Below are 19,198 nucleotides of genomic sequence, written 5' to 3'. Positions count from 1 at the left end.
GCAGGCGCCCCCTTCTAAAAGGTGCCGCGACCCTCGCACCTTCGAGCTTCTTCCGATCGGTGGATTAACCCCTGCCCTCAAAAGCTAACCGTTTGTTAACGGAGCGCGGGTCGATTCGCAACTCGTTTAACAAACGGTTAAGTGACTTCGGCGTGCACTTGGCAACTTCGTCCCAGTTCGAAACACCTTCAGTCAGTGTCTTAACGTGAGGGCCGGCGGTCATTTGGCCCCGCATGCGGGCGGCAAAATCAGGACCTATTGATTTATGATTCAGGCGCACTGCGAGGAGACTGAATTTCAGCAATTTATCGAGCTGACGGACGAGCAGATGGCGTATGTTCAGCCGTATTCTCCGAAGATCCATGGCCGGGAGCGCGTCGGGCAGCTTGCGCGAATTACGCGAGATGACGAGAGAACACGCGACGTCCCGCTGCCCGATAGTCCCCGCGAACAGGAAACGCAAAGCTGAGACAGCGCCGTTGACGGTTGACGCGCTGACGCCCTTCTCGTGCTAATATAGCTGCAGGCGCCCGAGATCTTCGGTTGTTGCCGTATCGAGAGGGCGACCGAGGAATGCAGCAAGCGTCGGACGCGGCTGATTTAGTCTTGCTGGGTGTGCCGACCCAAGCCGCGCATCCTCTTATCATGCTGCGTGCGCTGGCGAAGCGAGGTGACGGGAACGTGGACCGTAACAATAGTCACCATATGCTCCTCATCGTTGCAGGAGCTCTATGATCGGCATTACCACGCCGCCTTGCTCAACGTCCGTGTATCCTCCGCTACCTCAGTTTTGGCGCCCATGCTGCGAAGCGGGTTCGTCCATCAGGCGCAGACGGCCTTTACAGATTATCTTAGCAACTGCTATTGTGACAGCCTGCTCACAATCGTGAGTACACCCAATGAGTACACATGCGTCGTCTCACTTCGCAGAAAACGACGGAAAACCGTGGGCTTGTAACCCATCCGACCCCTCCCGTAGGGGTCACCACGGTCAAGCGCGCGGTCGGCGGGCTTTCTCTCCGAAAATTTCCGACCCCCTGCGGCCCCTTCGTCTAGCGGTCAGGACGCGGCCCTCTCACGGCTGAAACACGGGTTCGATTCCCGCAAGGGTCACCAAAATCCTTCTCGCAGGGTTCCAAACGGCTCCAAGCTGACTGTTTGACGGGGAGTTCGGGAACGGATCAGGCTCGATCGGATCGCTGCCACCGTGGCGACGGCCAACGGCTTCAAGGCAATGGCGGAGGAGCAGTTTGCAAAATTGCAACCCGATAACCCTTCGGCGGTAACGATGAAGAAGCCGCACTGGCCAGGCGATTCCCCAAGGTAGCGATTCATCGAGGTGTTGATCGCGAAGCGACCAATCGCCGAAATGACATCAACCCCCGACCGATATCCCCGACACATGCCGCCCGGTCGCATCGCGGCTGAGCTGGAGCACGATATCCACGGTCGTGCGCACGTAGGACAGGATATCGGCGCGCTGGAGCGTCGAGCCGCCCTCCAGCACTAACAAGGCCAGCTGCTCGAACGCGCGCTCGACGCTGTCAGCGTGGATGGTGGTCATCGAGCCTGGATGACCAGTGTTGATCGCACGCAGAAACGCAAAGGCCTCCGGACCGCGCAGCTCGCCAAGGATGATGCGGTCGGGGCGCATGCGGAGCGATGCCGATACAAGGTCGTTCGCAGTGACCGATGCCTCGCCCAGCGCGCTGCGGGCGGCGATCAAGCCGACGGCGTTGGCATGCGCTATCCGGATCTCGGGCGTATCTTCGATCAGGACCAGCCGCTCTTCGGCCGGGATTTCGCGGATTAGCGCATTGAGAAAAGTCGTCTTGCCCGATGACGTCCCGCCCGAGATCAGCACATTGAGGCGCCCCCGTACCGCCGCACGCAGTGCTCCGGCGATATCGCCGCTGTCGACCAGTGCACGCACCCGCTCGACCACTGCGGCTTGCCCCTGCCCGGCCTTGCGGACAGCGCGAAACGCATCGGCGGCGACATAATCGTCGAGCGTCAGCTCGGCCGACACGTGCTTGCGAATGGCGATCGCCAGATCGCCGCGCGTCGCGGGCGGTGCGACGATCTGAATGCGCGAGCCGTCGGGCAGGCTTGCCGACAGCAGGGGATGCTCGCGGCTGATCCCCTGGTGGCTGAGCGCCGCGACCTGCCGTGCCAGTCGGGCCAGCAGCGATGCGTCGAGTGCGGGAACATCATGCCGCTCGATCGCGCCGCCCAGCGTTTCGACCCACAGCTCTTCCGGGCGGTTGATATAGATGTCGGTGACGTCGGCCCGTTCGAGCGCAAACGACAATGGCGAGAGATAGCTGCCAAGATAGACCCGCTCGGCGACCGCTGCCGTCATCGCGGCGCCTCGACCCCGGTAAAGTCGAGATCGCGCGCGACAAATATGCTGATGCTCGTTCCCTGCCGGACGCTGAGCGTCGGCGGAATCTGCGTTGCCTGTGTCGTCGTACCGGCGCCGGGCAATGATCCGGGAAGCGCGATCACCACCGAATCGCCGACCGAGCGCGCCGCGAGGTTGCCGCCGATGAGCATCGCCGTCTGCAGGATCGATCCCGCAAAGCGCTCGAAAAAATGACTGTTGACCCTCGCGCGCACGCCGCCGACGCCGACCGGGTCGGTCGCCGGCGACTGGAGCGCGATCGTCACGCCGTCAGGACGGATGAGCCGGGTCCAGGTCACAAAGGCACGTTTCTGGCCGGGGCTGGTGTCCGACGCATATTCGCCGATGAGGCGACTGCCGCGCGGGATGAGTATGCGGGTGCCGTCGAACCCGTGGACGTCGCGCTGGACGAGCGCGCGGGCAAAACCTGCGCCGGTCGAGTTCATGGCGGTTTCGAGAACAGCGGGGATCAGCGTACCCTGCGGCACCGTCGTCGCACGATTGGCGATCGAACCCGCGCGGCTGCGCGCGGTGGTCCCGAACGAAGCGGCGGATTGACCGCCGGCCGCCGACGGCTGCGCTCCGTCGGCGGCGGGCCGGGCTTGGGAGTCAAGGATCAGGATGGCACCGCCACTGGTGCGCGGCGCTGGAACCTCCTGAGGCGGCGGCGGCGCATAAGAGATGGGCGGCGGCTGCGAATAGGATGGCGGCGGCGTCACGGGAACGGGCCGCGGCTGCGGCTCGCGCGGGGCAACAGCTGGGCTTGGCGGCGGAGCAAATGGCTGCGCCACCGCGGCACGCGGGACAGGCGGAATATAGAGCGGCGGCGGCGCCTGCGACGCTCCGACGAGCTCGGATGGCGCCGGACGCACCGCAGGCGCCGACAAGGCGCGGCGCCGCGCATCGAGGATCGAGAAGAGCAGTCCGGCGGCAACCACCACCCCGATTCCGATCGCAACACCCGAAAGTCCAGCGCGCGGACGGCCGACTTGGGGCACGACGCCGCGCTCAGCAGCTTTTTGGGGACCGGCGGGACTGGCGTCGGGCGCGCTCATGAGGCTTCCGCCTTGGGGAGGTATCGCTTAGCGCGCGCCGTTTTGCGATCGATGCGAAACAGCAGCATTTCATGCACGCTGTCGATCACGTAGAGATGCCCCCGCATATTGCCATTGGCCAGCCGCTCGCGGCCGTAGTCGTCGATGACAAACACCGCGGGCAGCGCGACGTCCGCCGGCCAATCGATATAGGTCTTGATGCCATCATCGTGCATCCGAACGGGCCACAGCGCACGGGTGCCGCCCATGCGGTACATGCCCACCGCCGCGGTCGCCTCGCTTGCCGCGGCTCCTGCATCGGTTCCCGGCTCGGGAGGATAGCGGAAGCGGATCTCATAAGGCGGCGAGCCATTGGCCGGGACCAGATCGAAGGCGTAAAAGCGCGCGCTCGTGATCACCGTCATATTGGTGCTGATGCCGCCCGCGTTCGGCCGCACGAACAGCATGTTGCCGCTCTGGCTCGCCACAACCTGCCACGCCCCGCTGTCGCCGACCGCGACATTCTGGATCTGCTCGTCTGGGGCGAGCGCGATCATGACCTGATAGCCGGGCGCAGCTTCGATCTCGACAACCTGGTCGCGGCGATAGTCGACCGTCTGCATGCGCGCGTCGCCGATACCCGGCTGCGGACGCACCTGCGACCCGGCGCCGGACATCGGCATCAACGACAGGATGACAAGAGCGATGCGGAACATCATGGGCGAGCCGCGGTCGGTTGCCCGGTTGACCCTGCAGGAATATTCGCGGGCAAAGCGGGGGCCGGTTCCACGACGGCGGTTGCGGGTGCGGGCGCCGCGATCGCCTCGGCGCTCTTTCGATAGCTCGTCACCTTGAATCCCAGCGGATTGATCATCCGGTCCGCCACCGACATCGGTTCACCGCTATAGCCGTAGCGGACGATCGCGACCCACGGCTGAGCCGGCCCGGCCTGCCCGCCAGCATCGCGCCGCTGGGTGTCGAAGCGGACCATCGCGCTGTCGTCGCTCATCGGGGTAACGCTTTTTACCTGCACATCGATCAGCGACGAACGCGGCAGTCGGACCAGCGGGCTGTCGGGACTGGAGACCTGAACCTCCGACAGATAGCTGTTACGAGCCGCGCCATCCGACCACAGCGCGACCTTCTGATAGTCGCGCTGCATCGAATTGATGTCGAAGCCCTCGCGGGCGATGACATATTGGACGAGGAAAGATTGCGTGAGCGCGCGCTCGCGCGAAATCGCCTGCGGCTCAAGTGGCTTCAAGGGTTGCACGAAGCCGGTCTGGCGGTCGACCAGCAAGGTATAGGGCTCGACGGTCTTGAGCGGGGTCAGGAATACGAGCGCGAGCGCCTCGCACACCGCGATAACCGAGGCGGCGCCAGCCACCCACCAAGCGGTACGGCGCGACGAGCGCAGCGCATTCTCGCGGTCGTGCGCCCAGCTCCCCGCTTCGGCATAATAGGCATCGAGCGCCTCGCGGCTGGGTTTGTTCATGAGCGCCGATCCCTGGCAAGTGCGCGTGTCGAGATGCGTTGGCGGGTACGGCGTCCAGCCGTTACCGCGGTGGGCGCGGCGCCATAACGCTCGATGCCATCCTGCCGACCGGTCGTGCGCGCGATATGCGCCGCACGCGATCCACCGCTCGCTTCGGCGGCGACGGTTTCGCGGCGCTCATTGATCGCAACCGCATCGGCGATCGCCGCCGCGCGCGAGCGGCTCTCGATCGGCGCGTGCGAGGCGACAGGCTGCTGCGCGCTTTCAATGCGCGAGGCACCGCCTTCGGCGGCGCGGGCTGACGCCACCTGCATCCACGCCGGGATGCGCAGGCTGAGCGCCACACGCCCGATGATCACCGTCACGGCGGTCAGCGCGATCGCGAAGATCGTCGTCGCAGCGAGCAATTGCGCGGGCGCGCCGATGATATCGAGACCGCCGCCGCGCCGCGCGAGCAGGCCGGCGAGCCAAGGCTCAAGGAACGCCAGCGCGACGCCGAGCGTGATCGCTATGGCGAGGCTGCCGAGCGCGGAGCCAAGCAGCGCTTTCAGCCAGCCCGCGAACAAGCCGCGCGTTCCGTCGAACAGCAGGAAGGCGGCGAACAGCGGCGCCAGCGCCAACAGCAGTCCGGCGACGATCCGCACCACCGCAAAGGACGCGATCGTCGAGACGAGGAAGATCACCCGGGCAAAGCCGAGCGCGAAATTGTCGAAGCCGATGAACGGTGCGGGCGGAACGCTCGGAACGATGGGTTGCCCGTTCGAGCCGAGCGGTGCCGGGCCGACGCCTTCGATCGCAAGGATCGTGAGCGCTTGATCGACGCCATCGATTCGCTGGACCAGCCCGCCGCCGCTGCCCGGCAGGCTCGCAGCGCCGCCGATCGTCGCGGCCAGCTCGGCGGGCGCGCGAAGAATGATTTCATAGACGAGGATCTGATACGCGGGCCAGCTCGTCGCCAGCACCAGCACCAGCCCGATCTTGACGAAGGTCAGCACCCCCTCGCGGATTGTCGGGGTTTGGCCGAGCAGCATCCGGTAGCCAAGAAACGCGATCAGCAGCGTGACCATGCCAGTGAGCAGGACCGAAGCGGTCGATCCCGGGGTTGCCATTGCACCATAGCCTTGCGCGCCAATGACCTGCGCCTGACAGTCGAGGAAGCGGAGCACGCTCGGCGCGAAGCTCTCGGGGGCCGGGATCGCGTCGCAAAGTGCCATGATCAGGCGCGCTCCATCAATGCGGCGTACCAGGCCTCGGGCGCATCGCCATGTTCGGCGCGCAGCTCGTCGAGGATCCGTACGGTGCGCTCGCGCCCCGACAGGATCGTCAGCAGTTCGTGCTCGCCCGACAGGTTGAGACGCGCGACGACGCTTTCATTGCCATGCTTGACGAGGAAACAATGCGCGCTGTCGGGCAGCGAGCGGACCAGCTCATATTCATGGGCGGTCAGCCCGAACCCGTCAATATAGTCTTCGGCGCGTGCTTTCGGGTTCGCCATGAAGATCTGCGTCGCCGCCTGTTCGATGATCGCGCTCGCAATCCGACTTTCCAGCGCATCCTGCGCGCTCTGGGTCGCAAAGCCGACGATCCCGTTGCGCTTGCGGATCGTCTTTTCCCAATCCTTGATCCGGCGCACGAATACGTCATCGTCAAGCGCCTTCCAGCCTTCGTCGACGACGATGATCGCCGGGCTGCCGTCGAGCCGCTCCTCGACGCGGTGAAACAGATACATCATCGCCGGGGTGCGAACCGCCGGGTCGTCCAATATCTGCGTCATGTCGAACCCCACCGAGCGCACCGTCAGGTCGGTCGCGTCGATTTCATTGTCGAACAGCCACGCACGCTCGCCGTCGCCCCACCACGGCCTGAGGCGCGACCACATGTCGCCCGCGTGCGGGCGGTGGCCGCCGCGGAACAGCTCGACAATATGGCGCAGCCGCCGGTGCTGCAGCGGCTGCGCGTAATTGGCGTCGATCGCATCCTTGACCTGCGCCAGCTCCTCGACGCTGGCGCCGCCCGCGAGCAGCGCGAGCCAGTCGATCAGGAACTGGCGATTGGCGGCATTATCCTCGAGCTGGAGCGGGTTGAGCCCCGACGGCGCGCCGGGGCGCAAAACATCGTAGCGCCCGCCGATTGCACGGATGAACAGCTCGCCGCCGCGGTCCTTGTCGAAGAAGACGATCCGCGGATCGAACTTGCGCGCCTGTGCGAGGAGGAAATTGAGCGCCACCGTCTTGCCCGACCCCGAGGGGCCGATGATGGTGAAATTGCCGAGATCACCCTGGTGGAAGTTGAAGAAATAGGGGCCAGCGGCGGTGGTCTCGAACAGGGTGACCGCATCGCCCCAATGATTGCCATGCGGCTGGCCAAGCGCAAAATTATGCCCGCTGGCGAGCCCCGCGAAATTGCCCGTCGAGACCAGGCCGCGCCGCGCGATATATTTGAAGTTGCCGGGGAACTGCGCCCAAAAGGCGGGTTCGAGCGCGATTTCCTCGCGCACCGCGATGATGCCGAGGTCGGTGAGCGCCGCCTGGACTTCGGCAACCCCCGCGTCGACCTCGGCGGGCGAAGCGCCGCGAATGCATATTGTCATATGATGCTCGCCAAAGCCCGATCGTCCCGCCGCAACCTCATCCTTGGCGTTCGCCAGCTCGGCGCGCAGGCTGAGTGCCTCGTCCTCGGCCGAGCGCATGCGGCGCAGCGTCAGGTTCATCCGCTCGAGCGCCGACTGGCGTTCGACGAAGCCGAAAGATTGCGAGACGGTCAGCTCGAACGGCAGGCGCAGCAGCTCGTCGAACATGCCCGGGCTGGTCTGGCCCGGATAATCCTTGATCGACACGAGGCCGAGAAAGCTGCGATCCGAATGCCCCGACGGCCCGAGTTCGATCGCCTCCTGCCCGAAACTGATCCGCCGGTCGGGGAGATACGCCCCGATGTCCTGCGTCGGCAGCAGCACCGGACGGCTCTCGCCATTGTAGAGCGTCGAGAGAAATTCGAGCGGCTCGGAGCAAGGCCCGACCGGGCCGTCATAGACCGTCAGCAGCGAAGGCTCGTAACTGCCGAGCGCAGCCATCAATGCCTCGCGCGCGGTGTCGAGCTGGCGCAAGTCATGCGTTTCAGTCTCTGCCACCGAACGCGCGCCACCCAGCTTCTCGCGCAAGCTGTCGAGCATCCCGACGCGGCCCTGCAACGGGCGCCGGATCAAAGTGAGATAGAGATCGTTGACGAACAGCTGGCGCCGGTCGAGCCGCCCCTGCCACGCCGCATCGAGCTTGGCGGAGAACGGATCGCCGAATGCCCCGTCGAGCCCGGCTTCGATGCGACGGCGGATGATATGGTGATAGATGGCAAAGCGCGACGAGCCGATCGATTGCAGCATCGCATCGCGCAGCCGCTTGCGATAGTTGATCTCGTCGGTGTCGGCGGTCTCGAACAACAGGCCGCGCAGCGCAATCACCTGCATCAGCAAGCCGTCGCGGGTCGCGATCGTGTAATCGTCGACATGATGGCCGTAAGGCAGGTGACGCCCGGCGGGCGCCTCCCTGGCAACGATCTTCGGTGAGGACGCTAGGGCCGGTAGGAGTTGCATCGCCAGATCGAAAAATTGCGCACCCGCGGACAGCGACCGACCTTGGCGAGCCAGAGGTCAAAGAAACGCGGCTCGCGCAGGCACAGCAGCACGCCGGCCAGATGGACGATCAGGGCGAGGACCAAGGCCCAGACCGACTTGAAGATCAGGAACAATTCGGTCGCGAGGACCGCGTTGGCGACGAAGTAGCTGTAGGTGACCCCCGCGAACATCTGTGGCCGCGTCAGCGCGACGAACATCACATCGCGCTCGACCCCGTTCATCGCTCAGCGACCGAGGCTGGCGGTGGACTGGATGCCCGCGACGATGCTGGCGGCCCCGAACAGGATGAAGCAGCCGACGATCACCGTCGCGCCGTAACGCCAGTTGATCCGTCCGGTCAGCATCATGAAGCCGACCGTCGCGACCGCGATGACCGCGACGACCGTCGCGATGGTGCCGAGGAGGGTGCCTTCGAGCCAGCGCAGCGCCGATACCAGCACACCCGAACCGGCCGGATCGGCGATTTCCTGTGCCTGCGCGGTCGCAACATGGAAAAGTCCGAGCAGGGCAGCCGAATAGCTGACAATTCTATATTTCAACTTCACCTATCCGTCCCGCTTCCTGCCAAGAACTGTTTTGATTACAGGCGCGAGGCTAGTCGGGACCAGATGCGTCGGCCAGTCGGAATCGACCAAGGGCGGCAACAATTGGTGCCAAAATGGTGGCGTTTTCGATTGCCGCGGTGGGCTAGGAGGCGCTGAATGTGAAGCTCTGGAGTCTCTATGTCCTTGCCGACCCTTTCACTCACTGATCCACCCGCGGAAAGCCCTATCACTGAGGGCGTTGGCTGGATTCAAGGTGCCGCCCTGGGTAGCACGGCGACGATCGTCGCGGTGGTTGCCGTGGCAACCATTGGACTGCTTATGCTGTTGGGCAGATTGGAATTGCGGCGCGGCATCACGGTCGTGCTCGGGTGCTTCATTCTGTTCGGCGCTGGCGGTATCGCAGCTGCGCTAACCGGCCGGGCCGGTGAGAATATTTCGCTACGCCCACAATCGGCCGCCGACACTGGTGAGTTGTCCGGCCAGTTGCGATCAACAGCCGCGCCGGCTGCCCCGTACGATCCCTACGCCGGCGCCTCTGTGCCGACGACGCGCTAAATAGTGATGAGTCACATCGCGCGCTCTAGCAGCTGGCTTCCTATGAAGAATGCAAAAAATCCAACGAAAAGTCGTGACAGACAGTTTTAGGGATGTTGCACCTGTCACCGTATCTCACCATGATGCTGAACGCCGGGAAGAACGAAGCACGGAAGACGGGCCATGAAAGAAGGCCAGCGGCACGACGACGCAGCGCCAATAGTTGGGGACACCTGTCACCGTAATAGCCCGCCTTCTTGCGCAGTCGGACGACAGTTCAATGATACGCCATTACCGCTCCGGGGTCGGGAAACAGAAGATCAGGAACGTATGAGGCAAAGCGACAGAAGTCTGGCCCAATCAAACTCTACCAACCTATTTCCTCATCTGTGGGGTTTTCTCCCACCGATATGATAGGCAAGTCAGCAGTGTAATCCGACCTTTCAATTGTCTCGATAGTGGAGTGCAGAAATATAGCAGGAGGCAGCGTTTGGGATCGACTTTGAGCGATGACGTCACCCCACTTCTGGGCATCCTCCATTTTTTCTGATCGGATAACAATACATGCGGGCCACTCGTAGTCTTCGTCGCTTGGTTGAGCAAGCGGGTCACGGAACCACGCGGTATATATAAAATCCATGATTACAAGCTTCCTATTTTGGCTGTGGGCAAGGCCGTTCAGGACCGCACGGGTGACCGTGAATACTACCGTCTGAAGCTTCATGTGTTCTGACCCTGGTCTGATCTCCTCCCCGAGGACCAGTTCCGACCGGCTCAGTGAATTCTTTTTCTTTCACATTGGGTTATTGCACCTGTCACCGTAATCCCCTGTCTGTCACCGTAATCCCCTGTCATCGTAATTCTAATCCGCACCGCAATCCAAAACTATTCGGCGGCTAGTAGGTTGCTATCCTAATCGCCTTCGCAATCACTCCGTAATCATTACGTTGACACGGATCCTTGAATTCTCAATTGCTTCTCCCATTCATTTTCTCTGCCAGCGAAATGATCGCGCAATCTGTCTTCCACATGCTCTGCTTCCCAAACTGCGGCTGTTTCCAAACCCTCGCATTCACCCGGTTCTGCAGGCCTCTCGAAGTGCGGGGCGAGCTCATCAATCTCTTGGTAAATTGAAAGATCGCCGGAGATGGGATCCTGCTTACAAAACTTCGGCTTATCGCTGAGCCTATCTGGAATATTTTGCATACCAAGCACATCCCACCTCCCGGAGGTGACCGCGTTGTTCATCACCATCAGAATGAAGGCAACTGGTAGTCGTTCAACCTCATATGCACTGGCTTCTTTGAACTCTTGGTCAAAAAATGCGATAAGAGGCTCATCAAGTACAATTCCTAATGCGTATATTCCGGCACCTAGGTCAATTTTCAAAATTTGACCTGGCTTTCTCCTACGTTTTCTATTTAACATTTTCCAAACTCTTTGTTGGCCGCAGCTCTACATGCAGCTCCTTGCGGATTTCGATCAGATATTCCATTAATCTGATTCCCAGATCGACCCCCTTGGGATCTAGCGCCACCGTTGCGCTCGATTTTTTGTTGTTCTCTACCACGAATTGCCTGTGGATTTCTAGATGATCTGTCGAGCCTTGCCGGACCAAATCCGTCCTTTGTCTTGTGATGTCTGGAATCCCGTCGAGCAACATTTTGCGCGGGAGTTCCGCGCCCGCTCGTCCGTCCCGTGTACACTTCGTTGGTTTTGGGGTTAGTCTTTGTGTAAGTTTGGTAGGTGCGCTCGCCTCTCGTTGCAGCCCTTTGGGCACCTTGCTCGGTGCCTTCTCGGATGCCTGAAGCAATAATTTTGGAGACTGCGATGCCTTCTGGACCAGAGCCCACCCCAGTTGGGAGAGTAATGACGTCCCACACTGCGCCAAGAACTTCGACCACATTGGCCAACTGATCAGGACTCAGTTCGCCACCGCAAGCGTTATTCATGCAAGTGATACTGGCAGCCTCTTCCCCCGAGGGATCGACCGAGTTAACAGGGTCATTGCCGACATAAGCATAAAGATTGACCTGATCATCATACCCGATCGGATCGGTCTGCATGAACCGCCCGAGCATCGGCGAGTAGATGCGGGCCTTGTAGTAATACATGCCAAGCTCGGGGAGCCACGCCTGTCCGGTGTATTGGAACCGCCCGAGGTTGCCGCCGTTCGGCACGCCCCAGTCGTCGTAGCGGTTGATTGCGAGCGGGGTGCCGTTCGCGTCCGCCACCGATATGATGCTGCCCTGATGGTCGGTGTAGAGCTGGCGCCGCGTGCTGGCGCCTTCGTACCACAGCAGCGGATCGTCCGAGCCGGCACCATGCGTATAGCGCCGCTGGAGATTGCCCCAGCCGTCATATTCGGCCACCAGTTCGTCGCCGTCATAGAGGAACCGCGTCGTCACGCCGCCGCCGACCGTCTCATAGAGCCGCCCCAGCGGATCATAGCGCAGCGCCGCATTCTTCGCCCCGGTGGCGCTCACCAGCCGGTTCTCGACATCGTAAGTGTACGTCGTCGCACCGTCGCCGGTCAGATTGCCGTTCGCGTCATAGCCATAAGTTGCCGGACCGACGGTGGCATATTGGTTGAGCCCGTTCACGGTGTAGCGAAGGGTTCGGTCGGTATCGCTACCCACAAAGGCGTCGTTCGACCGCGTCCGCATGATGATCTGGCTCGCCGGATTATGCCCGAACGTCGAGGTCGTGTCAGCGCTCGTTCCCGCCAGATCGTCGGTGAGGGTCGCCAGGCGCCCGACCGGATCATAGCCATAGCTGGTCGCGCCGCCGCTTAGGCGCGCCAGGCTCGTGCGCTGGCCCCGGTTGTTGTAACCAAAGGTCGCGACATTGGTCGCCCAGGCGCCCTCAAAGACCGAGGACATCCGGTCCAGGCCATCATGGCCGAAGGTCGTTGTGGCCACGCCCGGCTGCGTCAACTCGGCGCGATTGCCGTTCCTGTCGAAGCTGTATTGCAGCGTTCGCGCGACCCCATCCATCGTCAGGGTCGAGGAGGTCGGCCGCCCAAGACCGTTGTAGGCCGAGGTGAGCCCCTCACCGCCGGTGCCGTCGAACCGCGCGTAAAGCTGAAGCCCCCTCAGGTCATAGCCATAATAGACGTCGCGCGTGTGGGTCGATGACAGCCCGGCGCGCTCGGGGACGATCTTGGCCGTGTTCCGGTTGAGCGCGTCATATTGATAGGTCAGCGTCGATCCGTCGCGCTTGCGCAGGCTCGTGCGGTTGCCATTGGCGTCATAGCCATATTCTTCATAGTCGGTGGTGCTGGCGACCCCCGCCGTCGTTTTCGACGCGAAGTTCCAGCGCGCCAGCCGGTCGAGCGCGTCATAGGCGTAGCTCGCGCGCGTCCCGTTGGCGTCGGTCACGCTCGCCTGCTTGCCATTTACCGTATAGCTGTACGCGACATAATCCTGTTGCAGCGCGGTTCCGACCGCCTTCTGGACCTTTTCCAGCTGCCCCTTCACATTATAGACATTGCGCGTGATCCGGTCGGGACCGAAGCTGCCCTGCGTCCCCAGGCTGCACGCGCTCGCCGGGAGCGCGCCATAAGCCGCGGGGTTCATCCGCACCGCGGTGCATTCGAGCGCGCCGCCCGCATCATAGCTATATTGGGTGAGCGCGGTCGCGACCAGATCGCTGCCCCGCACCGTCACCCGCAGCTTGCGGCCCGCCAGATCATATTCGGTATCGATGGTCTGGAAGACCGTGAACCCCGTCCACGCCGCCGGGGCCACCGCCTCCGACTGCCACGCCGACAGCTCGCCCGACTCCACCTTGGTGAGCAGACCCTGCGCATTATAGCTGTTCCGCACCGCCGCATGTCTGAGCGCGCCGGCAGCGTCGGGATCGGGCGCAATCGTCCCTGTCACCCGCCTGTCCAGGTCATAGCGTGTCGCAAAAGTGTGGTCCGAGGCCGAGCTTTGCGCCAGCGCCGGGGCCGCCAATCCCGCCAGCAGCGCAAGGGCGCCGAGCGCCGCTTTCAAGCGCCCGCTCACGGACAGGTCGCCAAGGCGGTGGTGCCTTTCGGCTTCGTCTCGCTCACTTTGTTCCCCCGCCAGTCATAGCTGTAACAGGTGCGCAGCGCTTCGCCCGTCGCGTCATCGACCACGCCGCGCAGCAGCAGATTGTTGGGCCCGCTGTCGGGGCCATAGTCGTAAAGCGTCCGCACCTCGTCACCCGCGCCTGCCGAACAGGGCCAGGCGGGATTCCCTGTTGCCGCGCTCGTCTTGCAGATGCTCTTTGACGCCAGCAGCCACACCGGCTGGCCAGTCGCAACATAGCTGCCCGAGCCGGTCTTGATCCAGGCCTGGCGCTGCACATAGGCATAGCGCGTTTGTGGGCGCACGCCGTTCACCGCCGGACCGGTCTCGGTCAGCACGCCGCCATGCGCCGGATCATAGGTGAAGTCGGTCTGGTTGCCGTTGGCGTCGATCTGCACGATCGGCTTGTTGCACCGCTTGGCATCGGCCGGCCCCGAGCCGCAGCCCGTGGGCTTGACATGACCGGCCGGGTAGCTGGGCAAAAAGGCCTGGCCATAGGTCGCCGCGCCCGCGGGGATATTGGCGACCCCGGGGGTGGTGCAGCATAGGGCGAGCTCGGCGTCGGTGCGCGATATCATGTCGCCGCCGCCGACCAGCGTCGGGTGCGGCGCATTTTTGGGCCAGCTCGATTTCTGGATGACCTGCCCGGTGGTGCTGTAGAGAAAATATTCGCGGTTGCCCTCGTCCTGCGTGACGAGGGAAGGCATCACCGCATGATAGTCGAAGGTGATCCAGTTCGCGTTCACCGTCTCGTTTTCATAGCGATATTCGGTGGTGTTCGACGGCGTCGCCAGCTGCACCAAAACGCCGCGATCATATCTCAGGCTCGTGACCTTGCCATCGGGCGCCGTCATCCAGCTTCGCGACCAGCGGGGACGACCCGGAACGATCGGGACATCGAGCGGATCTTCGCCAAGGTTATAGCTGTAGAGCCATGTCTTGCCGTCGGCCATGACCTGCTTTCGGACGATGTCCGGCGGGGTCTGAAAGCTTTCGCCGGGCTGTGTGCCGTAGAAATTCTGGACTTCGCAGGTCGAAGAATTGGGCAGCGTGATGCAGGTCGGCGCGCTGCCGGTGATCTGGACCACCCCGCCGCGCACGTCGGTCACCGAAGCGAGCTGGCTGCCGCCCGATGTATAGCCGTACGACGCTTTCAGCGTGGCTCCGGCGCAGGTGCCCGATGCGACAAAATCGGTGGCGGTGTTGAAACCGCAGGCTGCCGAGACATTGCCATAGCCGTCATATTCGAGGTTCAGGATATAGCCCAAACTGCTTTTAACCGAGATCAGCTTGCCCGAGCCATTATAGGTGTAATCCAGTCGCGACCCATCGGCATAAACCGCCGAAATCGGGGCATTTGCGGGCAGCGACTTGCTGAACACAAAATTGGCACCGCGTTCGTCGGTCAGATAATAGGCGCCGGCGTCCTGCGTCAGCAGCGTCCCGAGCGCGGTCTTGTTCCAGGGAAGGAAGGTTCCGCCCGACGAGGTGTATCGATATCTTTTGCTATCGATGAACACGTCATATTCGGACGTGCTGTTCTGGACGAATTGCACGCCCTGAACAAAATTATGCGTCCAACCGGTCACCAAGCCAGTGTAATATTTTCCCATGATGTTGGAATTATGTGCCGCCGGAACGAATTCCGCCCAGCTTCTGACGAAGCGCAGCGGCCCGATCACAACATCTGTCTTCGAATGGGTAAAGCGCCCCGTCTGGAGATTGACGCCTGCCGGGCTCACGCTCATCTGGTCGGGATAGGCATAGCGAAGATCGTTCGAGGCGTGCGCGGGAACCGCCATCGCCAAAGTCGTGACGGCGGCGATGGATGCCGGGGTGAAAGACGCTCTTAGGCAGCTCGCCAAGGCCTGGACGACACGCATCAGTTGCACCCTCCCCAATCGTTGATGACGATGTCGAGCGCGCCCGTCGACGTCGCCCCCAGGCTGTCACGCACCGTATAAATGACCCCCGCGGGCCCCGCGGCGCCGAAGGACTGGAACTGGATGCTGGTGGTCCCGGAGATATAGGCGTTGCCCATCCCGTCGTTGTGAACGATCGAAACCAGGGCAAGCGGCAGGTTGCCTTCGGGGTCGGTATCGTTGGCGACGACATTGATGGTTCGGTTCTGGCACGTTCCCATCACCAGCGTGTCGGTCACCGCGACGGGCGGCTGGTTGGCCGGGCCATTGGCGTTGATCGTCGTCGTCGCCGTACCCATCCCGATCGACCCGCCGCTCGACGGCGCCGAGAGGACGGCCGCGAATTGCTCGGCCCCTTCCGACACACCGTCGTCCAGCACCGTCACGGCAAAGGTCCGGGCGGTTTCCCAAGGAAGGAATGTCATCGTTCCGCTCACTGCGCCGAAATCGACCGGCGCCGCGGCGGAGCCATTGCTGGTCGCATAATTGACGCTGAGCGATGCGGACGCGGTACCCGTCCGGCTGATCGTAAAGACCGCCGAGGCGCCTTCGCTGATGGTCGCAGGACCGGAAATCGAAAACACCGAGGCGTTGGGCGCCGGTCCGGGCAACGGCTGGCCGACGGCGACAGCGGTACGATTGCCGACCGGGTCATAATCCTGCGCGTTGGTCTTTCCATGGCGCGGACCACCGACGTTGCTTGTCGCAACCAGTCGACCAAGGGCATCATAGGAATAAGTGGTGGTTTCCGAAGCGCTCGATGTAACGGCAGGCCATGCCGCTAATACCAAAGCCAACACGCGACATCGCACTGAGCGCCTCCCCTTTTACCATCAGCGCCCGATTTTGAGGCGCTTGACGAGAGGCAAGAATTTTCAGTGTTTTAGTTTCCGGTCAACACGACATCGCCCGATACCACCATTTTGGTGGCGATTTTTTCTGAATATTGGAACGAAATTATATCCATAACCGATATTTTTATTCAATCTTCAATAATAACGCAATTTTGTCAAAATAACGACATTTCACGGTTAGAAAAATTTCGTTTGCCTAGAATTGAGTACGGTTGAGGACGTGTGAAGGATCCACATTCGGAAGACCGTCCCCTACCGCTCCTATCAACCGTAATCCCCGTATACATTCCCGTGCCGCCCACATTACTGCGCGGAAAGTCGGCCAACCTGACGCCACAAGATCTCATCTAGAAATTTGTAGGTCACCGCATTCAAGATCTCGCCAACCGACTCCATCGCCAGGCCGACGCGCTCGTCGAACCCGTTGTACAGCATCGCCTGCGTCTCGGCGCCGGCGCGCGCATAGCTCGCCAGTCGCGCATGGCCGTCATAGGCGAGCGTGACCCCAGCGCCCGCCGGGCGCGTGTCGGCGGTGAGGTTGCCGCGCGCGTCGTGCGTGAAGCTGCGTGTCCCCGCGGCATGCACCACCGACGTCAGCCGGTTTGTCCCGCTCGCGATCGCGTGCACGTCGCTCTGCGCCGGGCTGGCGTCGTCGGCGTTCACCCGACGCTCGACGCGTAGCAGATTGCCGTTCTTGTCGTGGACATAATCCTCGCGCGCAAAGCCGCTGGTGCCGCCGTCGACCCGGTTCAACCGGTCGACGCTGTCATAGCCAAAGCCGCGGCTGTTCGCCGGGGTCACATGGTCGGTGATCGAGGTGATATTGTCAAAGTATTTCTACGCTGCTATTCGTCCAATTTTTCAAGCTCAATAATCAACTCTTGAAGAATTTTGCGATTATATGCCGAATCCGATGACTTTATTTCAATCTTCGATCCAGTATCTTTCCAGTTTTCTACGGACGGCGAGATTCTTTGCCATGTCCAAATTGCTTTAATTAAATAGTTTCTTCTATTTCTTGTAGGAATTTTATTATCTTTACTTGCGTCAATATAGCTATCAATTAATATTTTTTGAAAAATCTTATCGCCATTGCTTATTCCATTTTCGAGCAAGGCGAGCATTTTTCTGGAATCTGGCGAATTTTCTGCGACTATCCAAGCATCATTATCTTTCCCATTCTTTCGTCGCAGCTCATCGATCTCGTGCATTTCCATTTCGGTTTTCATCTCGTCACGAAAAAGTGAGGGAGGCTCGTGGTTCCGTTCCATTTGCGCCGGTGACGCATGAGGCCTTTGCTCCGGCGATGAGGCCATCGGATCTCCACAACTCGCCAAAACGAGGGTCGACCCCAAGACCAGTTTGATAGCGAAGCTTCGCAAACGATCGATATTTGTCATGGGTAAGGTCTCCCAAGTTGCTTTCCATCAGGCCCGAAATCTTGCCACCCTTCACCCTCGCTCGTTTTCCGGCCAGGGTTGTGGAAAGGATCGGCGTGGGACGGATGCGGCGAAAGCTGCCCACCGTACGCCCACACGTAGGTAGTCGGGGCACGGACCCGACGCCTCATCGTCTTAGCCAATTGGGAAGCAAAACCATCCTGCCGCATTCCGGTATTACATGACCAAAGAACTATGATTTCGTCTTTTTTGCATCTCGCCTCCAAAATTCTTGTAAACTCATCGAGAGATCGAAACTCCACCCCTCCTTTTGTAAAACCTTCACCTTGCCAATACCTCATGTCATTTGCTTTGCCGGGATGGTTTACCAGTATATGTGAATCGCTCCCGTGAGCAAAAACCGAGCAAATTCCCGGCCGATCGGGCTGAGACAAGGCGCCAATAAACCATGCTGGATCGTCAACCGGATTGTGAAGGTTAATATTGGTCAGTCCGAGAGGATCAATGCCTACCAACGGATTTGCCGCAGCATAAGCATAGGGATTCACATCCCCACCCAGCCCTATGGGATCTGCCTGGACATACCGCCCGAGCGTCGGGTCATAATCGCGGTAATAGTTGTAATACAGGTCGGCATGCTGCTCGACCTGCCCCGGGAACCCGATCCGGGCGTAGCCGGTCGGGGTGACGACGGCGCCGCTCGAGTCGGTCGTGACCACCGGGGTGCCGAGGTGATTGCCCTGCGTCCAGTGGAGCTTGCTCGTCGCCCCGTCGGGGATCGCGACCGCCAGCGGCATGTAACCGCCCAGCCCGTCGTCGCCGCCGAACGCGGTGCCGTCGCCCACCTCGGGCAGCAGCCAGATATATTCGGCGCGAAGGTCGGCGGTCGTCGCGCCATATTCGCCGACGATGCGGTGGCCCGCGTCATAGGCAAAGCGCCGCTCCTCGACCGCACTGCCACCCAGCATCGTCGTCAGGCCGACGCGCTCGTCGAACCCGTTGTACAGCATCGCCTGCGTCTCGGCGCCAGCGCGCGCATAGCTCGCCAGTCGCGCGTGACCGTCATAGGCGAGCGTCACGCCCGCCCCCGCCGGGCGCGTGTCGGCGGTGAGGTTGCCGCGCGCGTCGTGCGTGAAGCTGCGCGTCCCCGCGGCATGCACCACCGAGGTCAGCCGGTTCGTCCCGCTCGCGATCACGTGGACGTCGCTCTGCGCCGGGCTGGCGTCGTCGGCGTTCGCTGGACGCTCGACGCGCAGCAGATTGCCGTTCTTGTCGTGGACATAATCCTCGTAACGGCAGCTCACCATCGACCGACACTCGCTCCACA

Annotated in this window: 17 protein-coding genes and 1 tRNA gene; 3 read left to right on the top strand and 15 right to left on the bottom strand. The window is 61.8% G+C overall.

Annotated features, from left to right (window positions below; translation table 11 throughout):
- The first annotated feature begins 265 nt into the window (after positions 1–265).
- Entirely contained in the window at positions 266–469 is a 204-nt protein-coding gene (locus G9408_RS15740) for a hypothetical protein (protein ID WP_168454862.1), read from the top strand.
- Between the two features lie 572 nt (positions 470–1,041).
- A tRNA-Glu gene (locus tag G9408_RS15735) sits at positions 1,042–1,116 on the top strand.
- A gap of 259 nt (positions 1,117–1,375) precedes the next feature.
- On the opposite strand, the gene virB11 is transcribed toward G9408_RS15735, so the two are convergent.
- The 8 genes from virB11 to G9408_RS15695 are packed head-to-tail and all read right to left on the bottom strand — an operon-like array spanning position 1,376 to position 9,100.
- Positions 1,376–2,362, bottom strand: a complete 987-nt coding sequence (gene virB11 / locus G9408_RS15730; protein WP_168454861.1) for a P-type DNA transfer ATPase VirB11 — start codon at positions 2,360–2,362, stop codon at positions 1,376–1,378.
- Positions 2,359–3,459, bottom strand: a complete 1,101-nt coding sequence (locus G9408_RS16480) for a TrbI/VirB10 family protein (RefSeq protein ID WP_210423400.1) — start codon at positions 3,457–3,459, stop codon at positions 2,359–2,361. Before G9408_RS16480 ends, virB11 begins: the two co-directional genes overlap by 4 nt.
- Positions 3,456–4,157: a TrbG/VirB9 family P-type conjugative transfer protein gene (locus G9408_RS15720; protein ID WP_168454860.1), complete on the bottom strand. Its 702-nt coding sequence runs from the start codon at positions 4,155–4,157 to the stop codon at positions 3,456–3,458. Before G9408_RS15720 ends, G9408_RS16480 begins: the two co-directional genes overlap by 4 nt.
- Positions 4,154–4,933, bottom strand: coding sequence for a virB8 family protein (locus G9408_RS15715; RefSeq protein ID WP_168454859.1), 780 nt, complete (start codon positions 4,931–4,933; stop codon positions 4,154–4,156). Before G9408_RS15715 ends, G9408_RS15720 begins: the two co-directional genes overlap by 4 nt.
- The gene (locus G9408_RS15710; protein ID WP_168454858.1) at positions 4,930–6,147 is read right to left on the bottom strand and encodes a type IV secretion system protein; all 1,218 of its coding nucleotides are present in this window, start codon (positions 6,145–6,147) and stop codon (positions 4,930–4,932) included. Before G9408_RS15710 ends, G9408_RS15715 begins: the two co-directional genes overlap by 4 nt.
- A 2-nt stretch (positions 6,148–6,149) precedes the next feature.
- Positions 6,150–8,519, bottom strand: a complete 2,370-nt coding sequence (locus G9408_RS15705) for a VirB4 family type IV secretion/conjugal transfer ATPase (RefSeq protein WP_168454857.1) — start codon at positions 8,517–8,519, stop codon at positions 6,150–6,152.
- Entirely contained in the window at positions 8,498–8,782 is a 285-nt protein-coding gene (locus G9408_RS15700) for a type IV secretion system protein VirB3 (protein WP_168454856.1), read from the bottom strand. The genes G9408_RS15705 and G9408_RS15700 overlap by 22 nt, the downstream gene beginning before the upstream one ends.
- Positions 8,783–8,785: 3 nt before the next feature.
- A complete protein-coding gene (locus G9408_RS15695) occupies positions 8,786–9,100 on the bottom strand; it encodes a TrbC/VirB2 family protein (protein ID WP_168454855.1) in 315 nt (104 codons plus the stop codon).
- Positions 9,101–9,283: 183 nt separating this feature from the next.
- On the opposite strand from G9408_RS15695, the gene G9408_RS15690 reads away from it, so the two are divergent.
- On the top strand, positions 9,284–9,661 hold the full coding sequence (locus G9408_RS15690) for a TrbC/VirB2 family protein (protein ID WP_168454854.1): 378 nt from the start codon (positions 9,284–9,286) through the stop codon (positions 9,659–9,661).
- 921 nt (positions 9,662–10,582) lie between these two features.
- Here the strand turns inward: G9408_RS15690 and G9408_RS15685 are convergent.
- The 7 genes from G9408_RS15685 to G9408_RS15655 form a co-directional block, all read right to left on the bottom strand.
- Positions 10,583–11,068 carry an Imm26 family immunity protein gene (locus G9408_RS15685; RefSeq protein ID WP_168454853.1) on the bottom strand — a complete coding sequence of 162 codons (486 nt, stop codon included), beginning with the start codon at positions 11,066–11,068 and terminating at the stop codon, positions 10,583–10,585.
- Positions 11,062–13,650, bottom strand: coding sequence for an RHS repeat-associated core domain-containing protein (locus tag G9408_RS15680; RefSeq protein ID WP_168454852.1), 2,589 nt, complete (start codon positions 13,648–13,650; stop codon positions 11,062–11,064). Before G9408_RS15680 ends, G9408_RS15685 begins: the two co-directional genes overlap by 7 nt.
- The gene (locus G9408_RS15675) at positions 13,647–15,578 is read right to left on the bottom strand and encodes a hypothetical protein (RefSeq protein WP_168454851.1); all 1,932 of its coding nucleotides are present in this window, start codon (positions 15,576–15,578) and stop codon (positions 13,647–13,649) included. Before G9408_RS15675 ends, G9408_RS15680 begins: the two co-directional genes overlap by 4 nt.
- Positions 15,578–16,414, bottom strand: coding sequence for a Calx-beta domain-containing protein (locus tag G9408_RS15670; RefSeq protein WP_168454850.1), 837 nt, complete (start codon positions 16,412–16,414; stop codon positions 15,578–15,580). The genes G9408_RS15675 and G9408_RS15670 overlap by 1 nt, the downstream gene beginning before the upstream one ends.
- A gap of 360 nt (positions 16,415–16,774) precedes the next feature.
- A complete protein-coding gene (locus G9408_RS15665; RefSeq protein WP_168454849.1) occupies positions 16,775–17,272 on the bottom strand; it encodes a hypothetical protein in 498 nt (165 codons plus the stop codon).
- A gap of 44 nt (positions 17,273–17,316) precedes the next feature.
- On the bottom strand, positions 17,317–17,871 hold the full coding sequence (locus G9408_RS15660; protein ID WP_168454848.1) for a hypothetical protein: 555 nt from the start codon (positions 17,869–17,871) through the stop codon (positions 17,317–17,319).
- Positions 17,868–19,178, bottom strand: a complete 1,311-nt coding sequence (locus G9408_RS15655) for an RHS repeat-associated core domain-containing protein (RefSeq protein ID WP_168454847.1) — start codon at positions 19,176–19,178, stop codon at positions 17,868–17,870. Before G9408_RS15655 ends, G9408_RS15660 begins: the two co-directional genes overlap by 4 nt.
- Positions 19,179–19,198 lie beyond the last annotated feature (20 nt).

The organism is Sphingopyxis microcysteis, from assembly GCF_012274265.1.
Lineage (GTDB): Bacteria > Pseudomonadota > Alphaproteobacteria > Sphingomonadales > Sphingomonadaceae > Sphingopyxis > Sphingopyxis microcysteis.
This window is presented reverse-complemented; position numbering and strand designations above follow the sequence as displayed.

Bases quoted from the DNA above. Each gene is read 5' to 3' on its own strand.
- G9408_RS15740 (WP_168454862.1), top strand. From the start codon at position 266: ATGATTCAGGCGCACTGCGAGGAGACTGAATTTCAGCAATTTATCGAG.
- virB11 (WP_168454861.1), bottom strand. From the start codon at position 2,362: ATGACGGCAGCGGTCGCCGAGCGGGTCTATCTTGGCAGCTATCTCTCG.
- G9408_RS16480 (WP_210423400.1), bottom strand. From the start codon at position 3,459: ATGAGCGCGCCCGACGCCAGTCCCGCCGGTCCCCAAAAAGCTGCTGAG.
- G9408_RS15720 (WP_168454860.1), bottom strand. From the start codon at position 4,157: ATGATGTTCCGCATCGCTCTTGTCATCCTGTCGTTGATGCCGATGTCC.
- G9408_RS15715 (WP_168454859.1), bottom strand. From the start codon at position 4,933: ATGAACAAACCCAGCCGCGAGGCGCTCGATGCCTATTATGCCGAAGCG.
- G9408_RS15710 (WP_168454858.1), bottom strand. From the start codon at position 6,147: ATGGCACTTTGCGACGCGATCCCGGCCCCCGAGAGCTTCGCGCCGAGC.
- G9408_RS15705 (WP_168454857.1), bottom strand. From the start codon at position 8,519: ATGCAACTCCTACCGGCCCTAGCGTCCTCACCGAAGATCGTTGCCAGG.
- G9408_RS15700 (WP_168454856.1), bottom strand. From the start codon at position 8,782: ATGAACGGGGTCGAGCGCGATGTGATGTTCGTCGCGCTGACGCGGCCA.
- G9408_RS15690 (WP_168454854.1), top strand. From the start codon at position 9,284: ATGTCCTTGCCGACCCTTTCACTCACTGATCCACCCGCGGAAAGCCCT.
- G9408_RS15685 (WP_168454853.1), bottom strand. From the start codon at position 11,068: ATGTTAAATAGAAAACGTAGGAGAAAGCCAGGTCAAATTTTGAAAATT.
- G9408_RS15675 (WP_168454851.1), bottom strand. From the start codon at position 15,578: ATGCGTGTCGTCCAGGCCTTGGCGAGCTGCCTAAGAGCGTCTTTCACC.
- G9408_RS15660 (WP_168454848.1), bottom strand. From the start codon at position 17,871: ATGACAAATATCGATCGTTTGCGAAGCTTCGCTATCAAACTGGTCTTG.
- G9408_RS15655 (WP_168454847.1), bottom strand. From the start codon at position 19,178: ATGGTGAGCTGCCGTTACGAGGATTATGTCCACGACAAGAACGGCAAT.